Source organism: Mumia sp. zg.B21 (genome assembly GCF_019550855.1).
Taxonomy (GTDB): Bacteria; Actinomycetota; Actinomycetes; order Propionibacteriales; family Nocardioidaceae; genus Mumia.
Genome location: NZ_JAHWCJ010000001.1, coordinates 487,294 through 506,523 on the forward strand (window position 1 = coordinate 487,294; position 19,230 = coordinate 506,523).

Below are 19,230 nucleotides of genomic sequence, written 5' to 3' on the forward strand. Positions count from 1 at the left end.
TTGGCGGGGTCACCTTTCGCAGGAGCACACCCCATGATCCGTACGATCCGTACCCTCGTCGTCGGCGCGGCCGCAGCGGGCCTCGTCCTCGCGACGACCGCTTCCCCCGCGGCAGCCAAGACCCGCACCTTCAGCGACCCGCGCGGTGACGCCGTCGCCGCGCTCGACGTCACCAAGATCAAGGTGACCAACAAGAAGCACGCCGTCGTCGTCCGGATGACCGTGCCCGGCTTCAAGAAGTCGAAGCTCGGCGGGGTCCTTGTCGGCCTCCGCACGAAGGCCAAGGGCCGCCCGGACTTCGCCTCGATGAAGATTCGGATCGAGGGCGCCGGGTGGATGCCGCTGATGTTTTCCGGTGAATCCGACGAGGACTTCGTCTCCTGCAAGGGTGACCGGATCAGCTTCGGCAAGCGTTCCGTGACGGTCCGCATCCCTCAGCGCTGCCTGGAGCGCAACAAGCGCGCCGTCCGCGTGTCGGTCGCTCTGATCGGCCGCGACGACGCCTCGGAGATGGAGGAGATGCCCGAGCCCGGTCCCGATGCCGTCGTGGACGCGTACCCCAGCCTGACGAGCACCAAGATGTCGCCGTGGGTCCGCTACCGCTGATCCGCACCTGTCGGCTGCTGGTGACGGGTACGGCGGCTGCTCTCGTCGTCTCGGCGGCCGCCTCGCCGGCGGCCGCCGAGACGCGGGTCCTCACCGATCCGCGCCACGACGCCGCCGCCGCGCTCGACCTCACGAAGGTCACCGTCGCCAACACCAAGCGCGCCGTCGTCGTCCGCATCACCGTGCCCCGGTTGCGACGCTCCAAGCTCGCGGCGATCTCGGTCGTCGTCCGGACCAGGGCTGCGGGGCGTCCCGAGTTCGTCTCCCTCAGGACGCGGGGCGTCGCGCGGTGGGACCGTGCCGTCCTGACCGACGACACCGGGGCGACCGTGCGGTGCTCGGGCGACCGTGTTCGGATCGGCAAGCGCTCGGTGACCGTCCGCCTCCCGCAGCGGTGTCTCGGTGGCAACCGCCGCGCGGTGCGCGTGGGGGTGGCGCTCGTCGGCACCGACCTCAAGGGCGTGGGCCCGCTCGAGGTCGACGACCCGGGTCCCCGCACGGCGATCGACGTCTTCCCGAGGCTCGACTCCGACCGGCTCTCCCGGTGGGTGCGCTACCGCTGAGCCGCGCGGTGCCCGGCCGTTAGGCTGGGCACCGCACCGTCTCGACCAGAGACTGCCATCCCGAAACCAGGAGTACGCCCGTGGTCACCCGCATGTCTCGTCTCTTCCTCCGCACGCTTCGCGAGGACCCGGCGGACGCGGAGGTGCCGTCGCACCGGCTCCTGGTCCGCGCCGGCTACGTCCGCCGCGCGGCCCCTGGCATCTACTCCTGGTTGCCTCTCGGCCTGAAGGTCCTGCGCAAGATCGAGGGGATCGTGCGCGAGGAGATGGACCGCATGGGTGCGCAGGAGGTGTCGTTCCCCGCGCTGCTCCCCAAGGAGCCGTACGAGGCGTCGGGTCGCTGGGGGGAGTACGGCGAGAACCTGTTCCGGCTCAAGGACCGCCGTGACGTCGACATGCTCCTCGGTCCCACCCACGAGGAGATGTTCACCCTCCTCGTCAAGGACCTCTACTCGTCCTACAAGGACCTCCCGCTCTCGATCTACCAGATCCAGACGAAGTACCGCGACGAGGCGCGTCCGCGCGCCGGCCTGCTGCGCGGACGCGAGTTCATCATGAAGGACTCCTACTCCTTCGACGTCCACGACGACGGCCTGGCCCGGTCGTACGAGGCTCACCGCGAGGCCTACATCCGGATCTTCGACCGGCTCGGCCTCGACTACGTCGTGGTGCAGGCGATGTCGGGTGCCATGGGCGGATCCGCGAGCGAGGAGTTCCTCGCCACCGCCGTCAACGGCGAGGACACCTACGTCCGCTCGCCCGGCGGCTACGCCGCCAACGTCGAGGCCGTGAGGACGGTGGCTCCCGAGCCTCTGGACGACGAGGCGATCGCCGCCCTGCCTCCCGCACACGTCGAGGACACCCCTGACACGCCGACGATCGAGACCCTGGTCGACGTGGCCAACGAGCGATTCCCGCGCGCGGACCGTCCCTGGACGGCCGCCGACACCCTCAAGAACGTCGTGCTCTGGGTCCGCCAGCCCGACGGGACGCGCGAGGTGCTGGTCGTCGGGGTGCCCGGCGACCGCGACGTCGACGTCAAGCGACTCGAGGCGCAGCTCGCTCCGGGGGAGATCGACCCGTTCGAGGATGCCGACTTCGCCAAGCACCCCGCGCTCGTGCGCGGTTACATCGGCCCCGAGGCGCTGGGGGAGGAGTCGGAGTCCGGCATCCGCTACCTGACCGACCCCCGTGTCGTGCGCGGGTCGGCCTGGCTCACCGGGGCCAACCAGCCCGGCAAGCACGTCTTCGACCTCGTCTGCGGACGCGACTTCACCCCGGACGGCGTCATCGAGGCCGCCGCGGTGCGCCCCGGTGACCCCGCCCCCGACGGGTCAGGACCGCTCGAGCTCGCGCGCGGTATCGAGATGGGTCACATCTTCCAGCTCGGACGCAAGTACGCCGACGCGCTCGGCCTGAAGGTCCTCGACGAGAACGGCAAGCTCGTCACGGTGACGATGGGGTCGTACGGCATCGGCGTCTCGCGTGCCGTCGCGGCCATCGTCGAGAACAGCCACGACGAGGCCGGCATCGTCTGGCCCGCCGCGGTGTCGCCGTACGACGTCCACCTGGTCGCCACGGGCAAGGACGCGGCGGTCTTCGACGCGGCGGCAGCGCTGGCCGACGAGCTGGAGGCCGCTGGTGTCGAGGTCCTCTACGACGACCGTGCCAAGGTGTCGCCCGGCGTGAAGTTCAAGGACGCCGAGCTGATCGGTGTCCCGACCATCGTCGTCGTCGGCCGGGGACTCGCCGAGGGCGTCGTCGAGGTGAAGGACCGCAAGACCGGCGTGCGTGAGAACGTCCCGCTCGACGACGTGGCGGCGTTCCTGCGCGAGCGCACGTCGCGGTGAGCGTCGGCTAGATCCCGAGGAGAGGGTTGACGCGCTCGAGGACGAGCATGTCGGCGATGGTGCCGTCGCGGCGTACGGTGCCGGCCCGCTCGGCGCCGGCCATCTCGAAGCCGCACGCCCGTGCGACGTCGAGCGAGTCGCGGTTGCCCTCGTCGATGCGCACGTAGGCTCGCAGCGCCCCGAGCCCGCCGCGGTCGCGCGGCGTGAACGCGTGGTCGACGACCAGGTCGACGGCCTCGCGGGCATAGCCCTTGCCGCGCTCGTCGGCGAGCAGCCAGTAGCCGATCTCGGCACCGGTGTCGCTGCGGTGGGGGACGCCGACGGCGCCCAGCAGGTCGTCGGTCACGGAGTCGACGAGGGCCCACGAGAACGCGGCGCCGTTGGCCGCCGCGTCGAGGGTCGTCGCCCGGAACGCCGCGGCGTCGGGCAGACCGTACGGCGAGGGGAAGGACGGCATCCACTGCTGGACGGCGGCATCGTTGCCGCCCTCGACCAGCCGGTCGTCGTCGGCGGGCTCGAAAGGGCGCGCACAGATGCGGTCGCCACGCAGCGTCGGCAGATCCCACCAGAGGGTCGAGGCCTCGCGCACGTCGTCGCGGTGGAGGGTCGCGACCCATCCGTCGCGGTACTCGCCGCGCTCGGGCAGCCACCGGTGCACGGTGCCCCCGAAGGTGAAGCCGCATCGCCACACCACCTTGCGCGACGCCCAGTTGCCCTGGTCGGCCCACCAGATGACGGTGTGCAGCCCGAGCGTCTCGAACCCGTATCCCAGGAGCAGCTGCAGCGCGGACGTCGTGACCCCGTCTCCGCGGACGGCGGGATGGGCGACGAAGCCGATGTCCGCGCGTCCGGCACCGACGTCGCGGAGCGAGACGGTGCCGGCGTAACGCGGGCTGCCATGCGCGTCCGTGACCTCGACCGCGAACGCGTGCTCGGCGCCCGAGCCCCACCCCTCGGGCACCATCTCGGTGACGAAGCCGGTGCCCATCGCGGTGTTGTAGCCGAGAGGAATGGTCGTCCACCGCAACGTCTCGGGGTCGCGGCACTGCTCGACGACGGCGGCGACGTCGTCGAGCCGGTGGGGGCGCAGCGTGACGCGTCCGTCGGTGAGGACCGGGACGCCGTCAGGGAAGCGGAGGGGAGCGAACGGCATGCCTGAAGTCTGGCATGGCGACTGCGACGGATCAGTCGATCCCGGGCAGGGCGGTGGGCTTCCCGCCCCACGCGAGCAGCGCGGTGGCCGACTCGTCGACCGCAGCGCAGGCGTAGGCGCGGCGCTCGCCCTCGGTCACACCGACGACCGCCAGCCAGCTCCGTACGAGTCCGGACTCCACCTGCTGCGCGAGCCGACGTGCGTCGGACGCCGTGGCGACCTGGCCGGTGGCGTACGCGGGCTCGGGGTCGACCGGGGCCTGCTTGTCCTGTGCGAGCCAGGCCCGCAGGTCGTCGCGACGCTTGCGGTGGAGCGCGAACGCGCCTGCTGCCTGGCGCTGGACCGGTGACCGTGCCTCCAGACGACCGGCGACCAGGCCATAGGAGTAGACCGCCGCATGCTCGCCCGCGAGCGCATTCTGCAGGGCGTCGGTGGGATCGGTCTCGAACCCCGCGGGATCCTCGTCGGTCGCCCTCATGTCCCGCTCCTGGTGGTCCGCAGGATGACCGCGTCCTGGCCGTCCCCGGCCGCGACCGACGCGAGCAGCCGTGCGACGCCCGGGTCGCTCGCGCGCACGCAGTCGGCCGCATGGTCCCGCTGGGCGGTCTGGCTCACCGTCACCAGAGCACGGAGGGCGGCCGCCGGGCGCGCCGGGACCGCTGCAGTCGCCGTCGGTGGTGACGCCTCAGGGGCGGGGGAGGGGGCGCCGCCGGTCCCGAGGGCCTCCTCCAGAGCGGTGACGCGCTCCTGGGCGCGCGCCGCGACCGGCGACAGCGAGGGCGCCAGGCCGGCGTGCCTCTGTGCCGTCGCCTGGACGGTAGCGACGACGGCGGACTCGCGGGCGTACGCGCCGGAGAGCAGATCGTGGTCCGGATGCTCCTGCGGCGAGGGCGTCTCGGGCTCGCGGTCCAGCCACGAGCAGCCGGGTACGGCGGCCAACGCGACCAGCCCGGTCCCCCCGAGCAGCAGTCGACGCCGTCCGACCCCAGGACGTGGCGGTGGCGATCCGAGACTCACACCGGTGAATGTATCGGAGTAGAGGTGTGCCGGGGTCGCCCGCCGCCGCGCCACCGGGGCGACCGCCTAGACTTGGAAGCGATCGTCACAGCGGCACCCGCGACACCACCCTCGCGGCACAACAGAAGACGGAGGCGTGCCATGGCTACGACACCGGTCCCCGACAGCCTCCAGGAGCTGCTGGAGCAGATCGTCACCTCCCACGGGATGGATCTCGACGCCGTCGAGCTGACCAACGGGCGCATTCTGCGCGTGGTGCTCGACGCCGAGGGCGGACTCACTCTCGACGACATCGCCGAGGTCACGCGAGCGGTCTCCAGCGCCCTGGACGCAGCCGACCCCCTCGGAGACGACCCCTACACGCTCGAGGTCGGCTCCCGTGGGACGAGCCGGCCGCTGACGCTTCCGCGGCACTGGTCGCGCAACGTCGGCCGGCTCGTGAAGATCACCCCCCTCGAAGGCCCCACGTTCGTCGGTCGCCTCCTGTCCTCCGACGATGCGGGAGCAGTCGTCCGCACCGAGACTGGAAGCCGGGACGTTGCGTACTCGGACGTGAAGAAGGCCAAGATCGAGCCCGAGCTCAATCGGAAGGACGTCTGATGGACATCGACATGGCGGTGCTGCGCACCCTGGAGCACGAGAAGGACCTGCCGCTGGACGTCGTGGTGACGGCCATCGAGCAGGCGCTCCTGGTCGCGTACCACCGGACGCCCGGTGCCCGCAGCAACGCCCGCGTGGAGCTCGACCGCAAGTCGGGCCACGTCGTGGTCTGGGCTCGCGACCGCGTCGAGGGCGACGAGGGCAGCACGTTCACCGAGGAGTTCGAGGACACCCCGAGCGACTTCGGCCGGATCGCGGCCACGACGGCCAAGCAGATCATCCTTCAGCGGCTGCGCGATGCCGAGGACGAGCAGCGGTTCGGCGAGTTCGCCGCGCGCGAGGGCGACATCGTCTCGGGCGTGGTCCAGCAGGGGCGCGAGCCCGGCGACGTGCTCGTCGACCTCGGACGGGTTGAGGCGCTGCTCCCGGTCGCCGAGCGGGTGCCGGGGGAGTCCTACGAGCACGGCGACCGCATCAAGGCGCTGGTGACGAGCGTTCGGCGAGGGCCTCGCGGCCCGCAGGTGCAGGTTTCGCGCACGCACCCGACCCTTGTCAAGAAGCTCTTCGCCCTCGAGGTGCCGGAGATCGCCGACGGCACCGTCGAGATCGCCGGGATCGCCCGCGAGGCCGGCCACCGGACCAAGATCGCCGTCCGCTCCACGATGCCCGGCGTCAACGCCAAGGGCGCCTCCATCGGCCCGATGGGCCAGCGCGTCCGCAACGTGATGTCGGAGCTGCACGGCGAGAAGATCGACATCGTCGACTTCTCCGAGACTCCCACCGACTACATCGCCCACGCGCTGTCGCCCGCCCAGGTGACATCGGTCACGGTCGTCGACGCCGACGCCAAGGCGGCGCGGGTCGTCGTTCCCGACTTCCAGCTGTCGCTGGCGATCGGCAAGGAGGGCCAGAACGCCCGGCTTGCCGCGCGACTGACCGGCTGGCGCATCGACATCCGTCCTGACACCGAGGTTCCGGAAGGCGGCACGGCGTCCTGACGCGGCCGGGCCCTGTCGGGACGGGGTGCGCGACACTCCCGGGGCGGACCCGCTAGACTGGCGGCGGTGAATCACTCGACTCCGTCCGGCGGTGTGTCGCAAGATGCAGCGTCGGGCACCCCGGTACGCGTGCGGCCTGTCCGTACTTGCATCGGGTGCCGAGCTCGAGTCGACAAGACCGATCTGGTTCGGGTCGTGGCTGTTCACGGTGAGACGAGCATCAGCGTCACGCCTGACCTCCGCGGTTCAGCACCGGGACGTGGGGCGCACCTGCACCCCGATGTCACGTGCCTCGAACGAGCAACCCAGCGCAAGGCGTTCGCGCGGGCCCTCCGGGTGGAGGGGCCGATCGACACCGGTCCGCTGGAGGCCTACGTCCGAGGAACGACCAGACCGACACAGCCCGCACCGCTCACCGGCGGTGCATAGACAGAAGTGGAGCACACGCTCATGAGCCCTCGATGAGTTCCGTTCGATGAGCATGCACATCAACTAAGCGGTCTGTGCCCCACCGGGCTCGGATCGCCCTTGAAGGAGAGAAGTGGCAAAGGTCCGAGTCCATGAGCTCGCTAAAGAGCTCGGAGTCACCAGCAAGGACGTCCTGTCGGCACTGAACGACATGGGCGAGTACGTCCGTTCAGCCTCGTCGACCGTCGAGGCACCGGTCATCCGTCGCCTCACCGAGAAGTACGGCGACCAGTTCCGCACCCAGAGTGCGAAGAAGACTTCCAAGAAGGCCGCGCCGACGGCCGACGCCGGCTCGGCCGCTCCCGCGGCCACCCCTGCCCCGCGACGGGCAGCAACGCCCGGTGCACCCATGCCAGGTCCGCGCAGGAAGCCCGAGGCTCCCGCAGCCGAGGCTCCCGTGGTGGAGACGCCCGCCGCAGCTGCGCCGGCCGCTCCCGCAGCACCCGAGGCGCCGGCGGCCCCCGCCGCGCCGCAGGCACCTGCGGCTCCCGCCGGTCCCAAGCCCGGTGGTCCGCGCCCTGCCCCGCGTCCCGCACCCCGCGCCGAGGCTCCGGCCGCGCGTTCCGAGGCCCCGCGCCCCGGTGGCGCTCCGGCCCCGCGCCCGGGTGGCGGCGGTCGTCCCGGTCCGCGTCCTGGCGGCAACGCCGGTGGCGCCGGTCGACCCGGTGGTGGCCCGCGTCCGGGCAACAACCCGTTCTCGTCGACCCAGGGCATGCAGCGCCCGGGTCGTGGCGAGGGTGGCGGCGGCGGTGCCACTGGTGGCACCCGCGAGGGTGCGCCGCGCGAGGGCCAGCGTGAAGGCGCCCCGCGTCCTGGCATGCCCCCCCGTCCGCCGGCCTCGCGCGACGGTGCTCCCGCGCCGCGTCCGGGCATGCCGCGCCCCAACCCGGCGATGATGCCCAAGCAGAGCTCGGTCGGCGGTCCCGCACGTGGTGGTGGTGCGGGCGGTCGTGGCCGTGGTGCTCCGGCGGGTGCCGGTCGCCCCGGTGGCGGCGGCGGTCGTCCCGGTGGACCCGGTGGCGGCGCAGGCGGCGGCGGCGGCCCTCGTCCCGGCGGCTTCGCCGGTGGCGGCGGACGTCCGGGCCCCGGTCGCGCTGGTCGCGGTGGCACTCAGGGTGCGTTCGGTCGCGCGGGTGGACCCGTTCGTCGTGGACGCAAGAGCAAGCGCGCGAAGCGTCAGGAATTCGACCAGATGCAGGCGCCGTCGGTCGGGGGTGTCCGCGTCCGCAAGGGTGACGGGCAGACCATCCGTCTGTCCCGTGGCGCGTCGCTGACCGACTTCGCCGAGAAGATCGGCGCTGACGCGGCGTCGCTCGTCCAGGTGCTGTTCGCGCTCGGCGAGATGGTCACCGCGACGCAGTCGGTCAACGACGAGATCCTGCAGATCCTCGGCGATGAGCTGAACTACGACGTTCAGGTCGTCTCCCCCGAGGACGAGGACCGCGAGCTGCTCGAGTCGTTCCAGATCGAGTTCGGCAACGACGAGGGTGACGAGACCGACCTCACCGCGCGTCCGCCGGTGGTGACTGTCATGGGTCACGTCGACCACGGCAAGACCAAGCTGCTCGACGCCATCCGCTCGGCCAACGTGGTCGACAAGGAGGCCGGCGGCATCACGCAGCACATCGGCGCCTACCAGGTGGCGACCGAGGTGGACGGCACAGAGCGCCGCATCACCTTCATCGACACACCGGGCCACGAGGCGTTCACCGCCATGCGTGCCCGCGGTGCGCAGGCGACCGACATCGCGGTGCTGGTGGTCGCGGCCGACGACGGCGTCATGCCGCAGACGGTCGAGGCCCTCAACCACGCGAAGGCGGCCGGCGTGCCGATCGTGGTCGCGGTCAACAAGATCGACAAGCCCGACTCCGACCCGACCAAGGTGCGCGGCCAGCTCACCGAGTACGGCCTGGTGCCCGAGGAGTACGGCGGCGACACGATGTTCGTCGACGTCTCCGCGAAGTCGCAGCTCAACATCGAGGGTCTGCTCGAGTCCATCGTGCTGACCGCTGACGCGTCGCTCGACCTGCGTGCCAACCCGCACCAGGCAGCAGAGGGCATCGCGATCGAGGCACACCTCGACCGTGGTCGTGGCCCGGTGGCCACCGTCCTGGTCCAGCGCGGCACGCTCAAGGTGGGCGACTCGATGGTCGCCGGCCCCGCCTACGGCCGCGTCCGCGCCATGCTCGACGAGCACGGCGACCCGGTCAGCCAGGCAGACCCGTCTCGTCCGGTCCTCGTGCTCGGCCTGACGGCCGTGCCGGGTGCCGGTGACAACTTCATGGTCGTCTCCGACGACCGGATGGCCCGGCAGATCGCCGAGAAGCGTGAGGCGCGTGAGCGCAACGCCGCTCTCGCGCAGCGTGCCGGCCGCCGGACGCTCGAGGACTTCATGCAGCACATGGAGAAGGGCGAGACCGACGAGCTGCTCCTCATCCTCAAGGGTGATGGTTCCGGCTCGGTGGAGGCGCTCGAGGATGCCCTGAGCAAGATCGACGTCGGTGACGACGTGGCGCTGCGGGTCATCGACCGTGGTGTCGGTGCGATCACCGAGACCAACGTGATGCTGGCGGCCGCGTCGAACGCCGTGATCATCGGCTTCAACGTGCGTCCGCAGGGCAAGGCGACCGAGGTCGCCGACCGCGAGGGTGTCGACATCCGCTACTACTCGGTCATCTACCAGGCGATCGACGAGATCGAGGCGGCGCTCAAGGGCATGCTCAAGCCCGAGTTCGAGGAGGCCCAGCTCGGCCGTGCGGAGATCCGCCAGATCTTCCGCTCGTCCAAGATCGGCAACATCGCGGGCTGCATGGTCACCTCCGGCTCGATCCGCAGGAACTCCAAGGCCCGGCTGCTGCGTGACGGCGCCGTGGTCGCGGACAACCTGGACCTCTCCAGCCTGCGGCGTGAGCGCGACGACGTCACCGAGGTCCGTGAGGGCTTCGAGTGTGGTCTGACGCTCAAGGGATTCAACGACATCAAGATCGGCGACATCGTCGAGACGTTCGAGATGCGGGAGATCCCTCGGGCCTGACGCCTGACGGTCATGACTGAACGAGGCGGGGTGCTGCGGACAGCGGCGCCCCGCCTCTCGTTTCGAAAAGGAGTTCGTGATGGGAAGCATGCGCGTCAACAAGGTCGCCGACCGGGTGAAGGTCATCGTGGCGGAGATGCTGGAGCGCCGGGTCAAGGATCCGCGGATCGGCTTCGTGACGGTCACCGACGTCCGCGTCACCGGCGACACCCAGCATGCGACCGTGTTCTACACGGTGATGGGTGACGCCGATGAGCTGGAGGGCACGGCCGCCGCTCTGGAGAGTGCCAAGGGCCTCATCCGGTCCGAGGTGGGCAAGCAGCTCGGCATGCGGCACACGCCGTCGCTGGAGTTCGTGCGCGACGCCGTCCCGGAGAACGCACGTCAGATCGAGGACCTGCTGACCCGGGCCCGCGAGCGCGACGCCAGGGTCGCCGAGAAGGCTGCTCGCGCGGAGTACGCCGGTGACGCCGACCCGTACAAGGCGAAGGCCGAGGAGCTCGAGGAGCAGGTCGCCCTCGAGGATCAGGCTCCCCGGATCGACCGCGACCCCGAGGCGTGAGCCCCGCCGAGCCGCCGACCGGCCTGGTGGTCGTCGACAAGCCCGCGGGCCTGACGTCGCACGACGTGGTGGCACGGGTCCGGCGGCTGGCGGGGACGCGCAAGGTCGGCCACGCCGGCACGCTCGACCCGATGGCGACCGGCGTGCTGGTCCTCGGGGTCGGTCGGGCCACGCGTCTGCTCGGGCACGTCTCGGGCCACGACAAGGAGTACGAGGCGACCGTTCGGCTCGGCGCGACGACGGTGACCGACGACGCCGAGGGTGAGGTCGTCGCGACGGCCGACGCCTCGGGGCTCGACCTCGAGGCGGTCCGTACGGCCGCACTCCCGCTGGTCGGGGAGATCGACCAGGTCCCGTCGGCTGTGTCGGCGATCAAGGTCGACGGCCGCCGGGCCTACGCGAGGGTCCGCGCCGGTGAGGAGGTGGACCTGCCGGCCCGCCGGGTGACCGTCGAGCGGTTCGACCTGCTCGACCTGCGCCCGGGGGAGGGGAGCACGATCGACGTCGATGCCCGCGTCACGTGCTCGAGCGGCACCTATGTCCGAGCGCTTGCTCGCGACCTGGGGGCGTCGCTCGGTGTCGGCGGACATCTCACGGCGCTGCGCCGTACCCGCGTCGGCGGCTTCGGCATCGACGTCGCGCGCACGCTCGACCAGCTCGCGGAGGAGCTCGTGGTGGTCTCGCTCGAGGACGCCGCCCGGTTGGCGTTCCCGTCGGTCGACCTCGACGCCGAGCAGGCGCGGATCGTCCGGCACGGCCGGGCTCTGACGTCGTACGATCTCGGCGCGCGGGGGCCCGTCGCGGTGTTCGACCCTGGTGGTGCTTTCCTGGCGTTGTACGAGCAGCGGGGGGCCGACGCTCGTTCGGTCGCGGTGTTCGTGGGCTGATACGAGCAGTGAGACGTCGTTCACGGCGGTGAGCCCCTAGTCTGTGGTGCATGGTGACGGTCCTGCGGGTCGCACTCTGGGTGGTGGCGATCTGGTTCGTCCTGATCGTCGTGGTGGCAGCCGTCCTGACGGCGATCGACACCCACCGCAAGCGCCGGGTCGACGACACCGCGGAGGTGACGTTCCCGCGCCTTCCTCCGATATCGGAGAAGCTCGGCGACTCCACCGTCACCGTCTACACCTACGGCCACGACCTCTTCGACGCGATGCTTGCGGAGATCAGGGGCGCGCAGCACGAGATCCACCTCGAGTCCTACATCTGGAAGGGCGACTCCCTCGGCGAGGAGTTCAAGCGCGAGCTGGTCGCCGCCGCGGAGCGCGGCGTCAAGGTCCATGTCATCTACGACGTCTTCGCGAACCTGGTGGTCAAGCGGTCGTTCAAGAAGTTCCCACCGTCGGTGCAGGTGATGCGGCACCCATGGTTCAGCCCGTGGATCTTCCTGCTGCGGATCCGCAAGACCGGGCGTGACCACCGCAAGATCCTGGTCGTGGACCGCAACGTCGGGTTCGTCGGGGGCTACAACATCGGCGCCGACTACGCGAGCAAGTGGCGCGACACCCACCTGCGGGTCGAGGGGCCCCACACCTGGGAGCTCAACAACGCGTTCGTCGACTTCTGGAACGCCCACCGCAGGACCGAGCAGCCAGAGCTGCTGGACACCGGTGACATCGACTGGGAGCCGCGGTTCCGCGCCCACCGCAACGCCCCGCTCCACCTGTCGTTCCCGATCCGCAACATGTACCTCGACGCCATCGACCGTTCGAGCGTCCGGGTCTGGATCACCCAGGCCTACTTCATCCCCGACCGCGACGTCCTCGCCGCTCTCCTGCGAGCAGCCGCACGCGGCGTCGACGTCCGCGTGATCGTGCCGGAGATCTCCAACCACGTGCTGTGCGACTGGCTGTCGCGCGGGTTCTACTCCCAGCTGCTGCGTGGTGGAGTCAAGATCCTCCTGTTCCAGGGTGCGATGGTGCACGCCAAGACCGCCACCGTGGACGGTCGCTGGTCGACGATCGGCACCGCCAACATCGACCGGCTCAGCCTGACCGGCAACTACGAGGTCAACGCGGAGATCATCGACGAGGCGATCGCGGCGATGATGGAGCGCATCTTCGAGAACGACACCTCCGCCACGCGCGAGCTCACCGTCGACGAGTGGTCTCGCCGGCGCGCGATGGCGCGCTTCAGCGAAGCCGTCCTCGTGCCGCTCCGCCCGCTGCTCTAGCCGTCTCACCCCGAATCCGGACGGAAGGCGGCTCGGCCGGGGGGACAGGCGGGAGCCTCGACCGTGGTCCGTGGCACAGTTGCCCTGTGAACGTGTGGCGAGCGATCGACGGTGCGGCGACGGAGTCCCGCAGCACACCCAGTGTGGCCACCATCGGCGTGTTCGACGGCGTCCACGCGGGTCACCGGCGTGTGCTGGCGCGAGCCCGCACCCTGGCGGCGGAGATCGGGTCGTCGCGGGCCCCGGTCGTGGCCGTGACCTTCGATCCTCACCCCACCGCCGTCTTCGCCCCGGATCGAGCGCCCCGGATGCTCACCACCGTGCCGCAGCGGCTCGAGCTGCTGCGCGCTGCGGGAGCGGACGAGGTGCGGGTGCTGGCCTTCGGGCCCGAGATGGCGGCGTGGAGTCCCGAGGAGTTCGTCGAGCGCATCCTGGTGTCCGAGCTCCGGGCCGAGGGCGTCGTCGTGGGCGACAACTTCACGTACGGCACCAAGGCCGCGGGTGACGTCTCCACGCTCGTCGCCAGCGGCCACGAGCACGGTTTCGTCGCCGAGGGTGTCGACCTCGACGGCGCTCGTGACATCGTCTACTCCTCCACCTACGTGCGCGGGCTGATCGCGGACGGGGACGTCTCCGACGCCGCGCGCGTCCTCGAGCGGCCGCACAGCATCCGCGGCGTGGTCGTCGAGGGCGACAAGCGGGGCCGGGCGATGGGGTTCCCGACCGCGAACGTCCTCCCGCCGGTCGGCTACGCGGTGCCCGCCGACGGCGTCTACGCGGGGTGGCTCCGCCGCTGCGACGACGAGGGTGAGCCGCTGCCCGCCGCGATCAGCGTGGGCTCCAACCCCACGTTCGACGGGGTGCAGCGCCGCGTCGAGTCCTACGTCCTGGACCGGGACGACCTGGAGCTGTACGGCGTCGAGGTCGAGGTGTCGTTCGTGGCTCGGATCCGCGGCCAGGTGCGGTTCGACGGGATGGACGCGTTGGTCCAGCGGATGCACCGCGACGTCGCCGAGGTCCGCGACGCGCTGCAGCCGCACTGACCGGACCCGCGGGTCCAGACCCGGTTGTAGGTTGAACGTGTGCCCGACCTCGTCGAGCCGTCGCTGCCCCGCGGGACGCTGAGCGACCGGCCACAACCGATCTTCACGCTCACGGAGCTCACGATCCGGCCGTGGCGCCCGACCGATGCAGACGCGTTGGCCGCCGCGTACGAGGACGCGGAGATCCAGCGCTGGCACGTGCGCTCCCTGAGCACGACGGAGGCGACGAGGTGGATCGGTGCAGCGGCACGCCACTGGGCCACCGACGTCGGTGGGCAGTGGGCGGTCGTCGACACCGCCGACACTCTCCTCGGGCGGGTCGGCATCAGGGGCGTTGATCTGAGCGACGGGTGCGCCGAGCTGGGCTACTGGACCGTCGCCGCTGCCCGGGGCCGAGGGGTGGCCACCCTGGCGGTCGACCGCGTCGCGGCGTGGCTCCTCGACCTCGGGTTCCACCGCCTGGAGATCGAGCACGCGGTCAGCAACGTCTCGTCCTGCCGGGTCGCGCACAGAGCGCGGTTCAGTCTGGAAGGAACGAGGCACTCGGCAGCCCTGCACGCGGACGGGTGGCACGACATGCACGTGCACACCCGCTTCGCCGATCTCGGGCCTGGCCCGGCCCACGACTCGCCGCGTTGATCCGTACGGTGTGACTGGCGGCGGACCTCAGTGCGTGTGCGCGGTGGTCGGCGTCTGAGGCGCCGTCGCCGTGTCCGACCCCTGACCGGGCGGGACCACGACGAACTGCCCCATCGCTCCGGAGTCCTCGTGGCGCAGGAGGTGGCAGTGGAACATGTAGGGGGCGCCTCCGGGCGCGCCGCTCGCGCCGGGCGGCAGGTCGAACCGGACCGCGAGACGGACGGGATCCCCGGGTCGCACCGGGACGGTGTCCTTCCACCCACGCTCGTCGACGGGGGGCGTCCTCCCACCCACGCTGACCACGCGGAACTGCACGTCGTGGACGTGGAAGTTGTGGAGCCCGCCGTCGCCGGACGAGACGTCCCAGATCTCGGTGCTCCCGTCCTCGACCTGCGCGTCGATCCGGCCCATGTCCATGCGTCGACCGTTGATGGCGTTGCTGCTCACCTGGAACGTCCGCGTGCGTACGGCGTCCGAGGGATCGACGTCGGGAGGTGGCGCCAGCCGGCGGGGGAGCGGGGGCGACGGGTCGAGCCGGTCCGCCGCGCGGAGCTCGAGGACGTCGAGGCGGTCGTCGTCGCCGGTGAAGCGGCTCCCGCCGCCGAACCGGTCGGGGAGGGGCTCGCTGCGCAGCACGGTTCGGTCGCCCGGCTCCATCGTGACGACGATCTCGGCGCGCTCACCCGGCGTCAGGACGATCTGGTCGAGGGAGACGGGCCTCTCGACGAGACCGCCGTCGGTGCCGACGAGCGCGAACTCACGGCGGTCGGAGAACGCGAAGGTGTAGGTCCTCGCGGTCGACGCGTTGAGCAGGCGGTAGCGGGTCCGCTGCGCTGTCACCTCGTCGTACGGCCCTGGCGTCCCGTTGACGAGGACCCGGTCACCCAACGCTCCCACCGAGCTGAACAGCGATTCCTGGTCGTCGATGCGGCCGTCGTCGTCGAGGCGCACGTCCTGCACGACGAGCGGGACGTCGTCGACCCCGTAGCGGTGGGGAAGGGCCGCGCCGACACGCCCGCCCGCGCTGTCGGCCGGGTCGTCCAGGAGGAACATCCCCGCGAGCCCGCGTCGTACGTGCGACGCCGTCGCCCCGTGGGGGTGGGGGTGGTACCACAGCGTCGTCGCCGGCTGGTCGATCACCCAGTGCGGTGACCAGGTCGTGCCGGGCTCGACCATCTGGTGCGGGCCGCCGTCCATCTCCGGGGGAAGGTGCATCCCGTGCCAGTGGACGGTGCTCGGCTCGCTGAGGCCGTTCGTGACCTCCACGCGCACCTTCTCGCCCCGCGTGGCGCGCAGCGTCGGGCCGAGGTAGGCGCCGGCGAAGCCCCAGGTCGGTGTCGGGCGCTCTCCACCGAGGTCGGACTCGCCCTCCTGCATCCGCAGGCTGAACACGCGCGTGCCGTCCGGCTCGACCCGCGACTCGGCCAACCGGGGGACCGCGAGGACACGGTCGAAGTCGACCTCGCCCACCGTGTCGACGCGGGCGTTCGCGAAGCTCACGGCGATCCACGTGCCGAGGCCACCGACGGCGAGCACCACGAGCAGCAGGAGGGAGCCGACGACGAGCAGCAACGTCCGGCGCACCGGACGGCGCCGGCGCGGCGTGGTGCTCGAGAGCGAGTCCTGCGTTGCGTCCATACCGACAGGTTCGGCCCTCCCGCGCCCCGGTCCCAAGCCTTTTGGCGAATGTCAGGGGCCGCTCCGGGTGGTCCCTGACGCCGTCCGCGACGCCCAGCTCAGGGCAGCGGGAACTCTCTGAGCTGCCGGCGCGAGGTGATGTCCAGCTTGCGGAAGATGCTGCGCAGGTGGGCTTCGATCGTGCGCGGGCTCAGGAAGAGCTGCACGGCGACTTCGCGGGAGGTCGCCCCCGTGGCTACGAGGCGCGCGATGTGCAGCTCCTGGTCGGTGAGGGAGTCGGCCGTCTGGACGGTGCGCTTGCGCGGATGCTCACCGGTGGCAAGCAGCTCGCGGGCGGCACGCTCCGCGAACGCCTCGATCCCCATGTCCGTGAGCTGCTGATGGGCGATCCGTAGTTGCTCCCGCGCCTCCTGGCGGCGGCCCTCCCGCCGCAACCACTCGCCGTAGACGAGATGGGTACGAGCGAGGTAGCCGCCCATGCGGCTGCGCCGGAGCTGTTCGATCGCCTCGCGGTACTCGTCCTCGGCGGTCGATCCGGTGCTCGTGAGGGCCTGGGAGCGCGCTGCCATCCCGAGCGCCCAGCTCGTGCCGCTGGCACGCGCCCGGCACTGAAGCTGCTCCAGCGCAGAGGCGGCGTGCTCGGGATGACCGGCACGGACGGATGCTTCGATGAGCTCAGGGAGACTGGCGCTGCTGAGTGCGAGCTCAGGTGACTCGCACGCCCGTGACGCAGCCTCCCGCGCAGCCGAGTAGTTGCCGAGACCGTTGTGAAGTACTGCCAGCGCGTACTGCGCCTGGGAGGCGTCCGTACTTCCTTCGGGGTAGGCGGCGTCCTCGGCGGTGACGGCACTGAGCGCGATGGTCTCGGCCTCGTCGCCTCGCCAACCACCCAGAATGACCGGGGCGTGCCGGAGCTGGAGGCCGCCGGTGGCCTGAGTGATGGCCGTCGCCTCGGCGGCGAGCTCGCCCGCTCGGGTGAGCTCGCCCATCAGGACGGAGGCGATGGACATGAGATTCAGCGCGGCGGGCAGCGCTGCCAACGCACCGGCTTCTCGCGCCAGTGCGACGTTGCGGCTGGCCAGTGCGTGAAGCAGCTCGTCGTCGAGGATGGCCACCGCGTTGCGGCCGGCCAGCCACAACCAGCCGGCGTTCTGACGGTTCTGATCAGGATCGGTGTGCGGGCTGTCGCGAAACGACTCGAGGGCGCCCCGCAGCAGGGGCGCCCCTTCTGCGTACCCCTTCGTCAACGTCGTCGCGAGGCTGTCGAGAAGCAGATCCACCGGTCGCGGCGGTACCTCGGAGCGGGGAGCGGCCGAAGCCGCTGCAGCGATCTGCACGGCGTCGCCGCTCCCTGTGAGGACCGCCGCATCGAGCGCGTGCAGGTAGGTCTCGCGAGAGAGCGCGGGGTCGAGCGGGGCGAGCATCTCAGCCGCGTTCAGCAGCATCCCCGGCACGCCGTGGTCTCGCGTCAGGTGGAACGCGATCTGAGCACGCAGCAGGTCGAGGCGGGCGCGGGACAGGTCGCCCAGCGGCCCCGCCGCCGCGACCGCCAGCAGTGCCAGAGCAGCTTCGGTCGCACCAGCCTCGTGCTGCGCGTGGGCGCCCTCCAGCGCCCGCCGCGCGCGAGCGGCAGGCTCCGGCGTCAGCTCGGCTGCGCGCTGAAAGAAGGCGGCGGCAGCAGCCACGCCTCCGCGGTCGCGTGCTCGGTCGGCCGAGCGCTCCAGCTCCGCAGCCGCCTGCTCGTCGGTGCCCAGGACCGCCTGAGCCTGGTGCCAGGCGCGCCGGTCGGGGTCGGACAACGGGTCGGTGGCGGCCGCCAACGCTCCGTGGACGCGGCGGTGGTCAGGCGGAGTGGCGGACCGGTAGACCGCTGATCGCACCAGGGGATGACGAAAGCGCACCTGACCGTCGATCTCCAGCAAACCTGCGGTCTCGGCCGGTGCGGCCGCCTCGCGATCGAGCCCGAGCCGCGCCGCGGCGCGCCAGAGGAGCTCGACGTCACCGGTCGGATCGGCCGATGCGACCAACAGCAACCGCTGGGTGGCGACCGGCAACCCTGCGGAGCGCCGCTGGAAGCTGTCTTCGACACGGCGTGGAACGCCCCGCGCATCGGGCACCGCGAACCCGCCGGCCAGATGCGCGGCGTGGATGCCGTGGGGGAGCTCCAGCAGGGCGAGCGGGTTGCCGCGCGCCTCCGCGAAGATCCGCTCGGACACCGCATCGTCCAGCGGCGTGTGGACCGCGGCGGCCAACAACGACCGGGCTTCCATCTCGGACAGCCCTGCCAGGCGCAGCTCGGGCAGTCCGGCGAACCGATGATCGCTGTCCACGTCGGTGTCGCGCACCGCGAAGAGCACCGCCACCCTGTCAGCGTCGACCCGGCGCGCAGCGAAGGCAAGGACCTGCGCGGATGCCTGGTCGAGCCACTGTGCATCGTCGATCAGGCACAGCAGCGGCGCCTTCTCGGCGGCTTCGGCCAGAAGGTTGAGGACGGCGAGCCCGACCAAGAACAGGTCCGGTGCGGCACCGGCCTGCTGTCCGAACGCCACGCAGAGTGCCGTCTGCTGCGGCTCGGGCAGCGCATCCACGCCGTCCAGCAGCGGCCCGCACAGCTGGTGCAGACCAGCGAAGGCGAACTGGGTCTCGGACTCCGCCCCCACACAGCACTCCACGCGGAACCCCAAGGGGACCGCGCGGTCGCGGGCATGCTGGACGAGCGCCGTCTTGCCGATGCCTGCTTCGCCACGCAGTACGAGTACGCCGCTGCGACCGGACAGGGCTTGGTCGAGCAGCTGTGTGACCGTTTCGCACTCCTCGCGCCGGCCCAGAAGCGTCGTCAGTGTGCACTCCCAGCGTCGTCACCTAGGTGGAGGTCTAGGTAATCCT

17 protein-coding genes are annotated in these 19,230 nt (G+C 71.3%); 12 read left to right on the top strand and 5 right to left on the bottom strand.

The window, feature by feature from the left end:
• Positions 1–33: 33 nt before the first annotated feature.
• From KV100_RS02480 to KV100_RS02490, 3 genes are all read left to right on the top strand, one after another.
• Positions 34–606 (top strand): hypothetical protein, encoded by a 573-nt coding sequence (locus KV100_RS02480; protein WP_220341321.1) that lies wholly within the window; start codon positions 34–36, stop codon positions 604–606.
• Positions 588–1,169 (top strand): hypothetical protein, encoded by a 582-nt coding sequence (locus KV100_RS02485; RefSeq protein ID WP_220341322.1) that lies wholly within the window; start codon positions 588–590, stop codon positions 1,167–1,169. Before KV100_RS02480 ends, KV100_RS02485 begins: the two co-directional genes overlap by 19 nt.
• An 80-nt stretch (positions 1,170–1,249) precedes the next feature.
• Positions 1,250–3,019, top strand: a complete 1,770-nt coding sequence (locus KV100_RS02490) for a proline--tRNA ligase (RefSeq protein ID WP_220341323.1) — start codon at positions 1,250–1,252, stop codon at positions 3,017–3,019.
• Between the two features lie 7 nt (positions 3,020–3,026).
• Here the strand turns inward: KV100_RS02490 and KV100_RS02495 are convergent, their stop codons facing one another.
• The 3 genes from KV100_RS02495 to KV100_RS02505 are packed head-to-tail and all read right to left on the bottom strand — an operon-like array spanning position 3,027 to position 5,189.
• Positions 3,027–4,172, bottom strand: coding sequence for a GNAT family N-acetyltransferase (locus tag KV100_RS02495; protein WP_220341324.1), 1,146 nt, complete (start codon positions 4,170–4,172; stop codon positions 3,027–3,029).
• A gap of 31 nt (positions 4,173–4,203) precedes the next feature.
• A complete protein-coding gene (locus KV100_RS02500) occupies positions 4,204–4,650 on the bottom strand; it encodes a ferritin-like domain-containing protein (RefSeq protein WP_220341325.1) in 447 nt (148 codons plus the stop codon).
• Entirely contained in the window at positions 4,647–5,189 is a 543-nt protein-coding gene (locus KV100_RS02505; protein ID WP_220341326.1) for a hypothetical protein, read from the bottom strand. Before KV100_RS02505 ends, KV100_RS02500 begins: the two co-directional genes overlap by 4 nt.
• Before the next feature lie 141 nt (positions 5,190–5,330).
• Here KV100_RS02505 and rimP point away from each other — a divergent pair, with 141 nt between their 5' ends.
• The 9 genes from rimP to KV100_RS02550 all read left to right on the top strand — a co-directional run bounded on the left by rimP (position 5,331) and on the right by KV100_RS02550 (position 14,706).
• Positions 5,331–5,789 carry a ribosome maturation factor RimP gene (gene rimP / locus KV100_RS02510; RefSeq protein WP_220341327.1) on the top strand — a complete coding sequence of 153 codons (459 nt, stop codon included), beginning with the start codon at positions 5,331–5,333 and terminating at the stop codon, positions 5,787–5,789.
• Positions 5,789–6,787, top strand: coding sequence for a transcription termination factor NusA (nusA, locus tag KV100_RS02515; RefSeq protein WP_220341328.1), 999 nt, complete (start codon positions 5,789–5,791; stop codon positions 6,785–6,787). The genes rimP and nusA overlap by 1 nt, the downstream gene beginning before the upstream one ends.
• Before the next feature lie 129 nt (positions 6,788–6,916).
• Positions 6,917–7,216: a YlxR family protein gene (locus KV100_RS02520; protein ID WP_301021448.1), complete on the top strand. Its 300-nt coding sequence runs from the start codon at positions 6,917–6,919 to the stop codon at positions 7,214–7,216.
• A gap of 112 nt (positions 7,217–7,328) precedes the next feature.
• Positions 7,329–10,289 (top strand): translation initiation factor IF-2, encoded by a 2,961-nt coding sequence (gene infB, locus KV100_RS02525; protein ID WP_220341329.1) that lies wholly within the window; start codon positions 7,329–7,331, stop codon positions 10,287–10,289.
• A gap of 79 nt (positions 10,290–10,368) precedes the next feature.
• Positions 10,369–10,851: a 30S ribosome-binding factor RbfA gene (rbfA, locus tag KV100_RS02530; protein ID WP_220341330.1), complete on the top strand. Its 483-nt coding sequence runs from the start codon at positions 10,369–10,371 to the stop codon at positions 10,849–10,851.
• The gene (gene truB, locus KV100_RS02535) at positions 10,848–11,738 is read left to right on the top strand and encodes a tRNA pseudouridine(55) synthase TruB (protein WP_220341331.1); all 891 of its coding nucleotides are present in this window, start codon (positions 10,848–10,850) and stop codon (positions 11,736–11,738) included. Before rbfA ends, truB begins: the two co-directional genes overlap by 4 nt.
• A 50-nt stretch (positions 11,739–11,788) precedes the next feature.
• Positions 11,789–13,024 carry a phosphatidylserine/phosphatidylglycerophosphate/cardiolipin synthase family protein gene (locus KV100_RS02540; RefSeq protein WP_220341332.1) on the top strand — a complete coding sequence of 412 codons (1,236 nt, stop codon included), beginning with the start codon at positions 11,789–11,791 and terminating at the stop codon, positions 13,022–13,024.
• Between the two features lie 86 nt (positions 13,025–13,110).
• Entirely contained in the window at positions 13,111–14,067 is a 957-nt protein-coding gene (locus tag KV100_RS02545; RefSeq protein ID WP_308291321.1) for a bifunctional riboflavin kinase/FAD synthetase, read from the top strand.
• A 39-nt stretch (positions 14,068–14,106) separates the two neighbouring features.
• Positions 14,107–14,706 carry a GNAT family N-acetyltransferase gene (locus tag KV100_RS02550; RefSeq protein ID WP_220341333.1) on the top strand — a complete coding sequence of 200 codons (600 nt, stop codon included), beginning with the start codon at positions 14,107–14,109 and terminating at the stop codon, positions 14,704–14,706.
• A 27-nt stretch (positions 14,707–14,733) separates the two neighbouring features.
• Here the strand turns inward: KV100_RS02550 and KV100_RS02555 are convergent, their stop codons facing one another.
• Positions 14,734–16,344 (bottom strand): multicopper oxidase family protein, encoded by a 1,611-nt coding sequence (locus KV100_RS02555; protein ID WP_220341334.1) that lies wholly within the window; start codon positions 16,342–16,344, stop codon positions 14,734–14,736.
• 98 nt (positions 16,345–16,442) lie between these two features.
• A complete protein-coding gene (locus tag KV100_RS02560; RefSeq protein ID WP_308291391.1) occupies positions 16,443–19,184 on the bottom strand; it encodes an AAA family ATPase in 2,742 nt (913 codons plus the stop codon).
• Between the last annotated feature and the right edge of the window lie 46 nt (positions 19,185–19,230).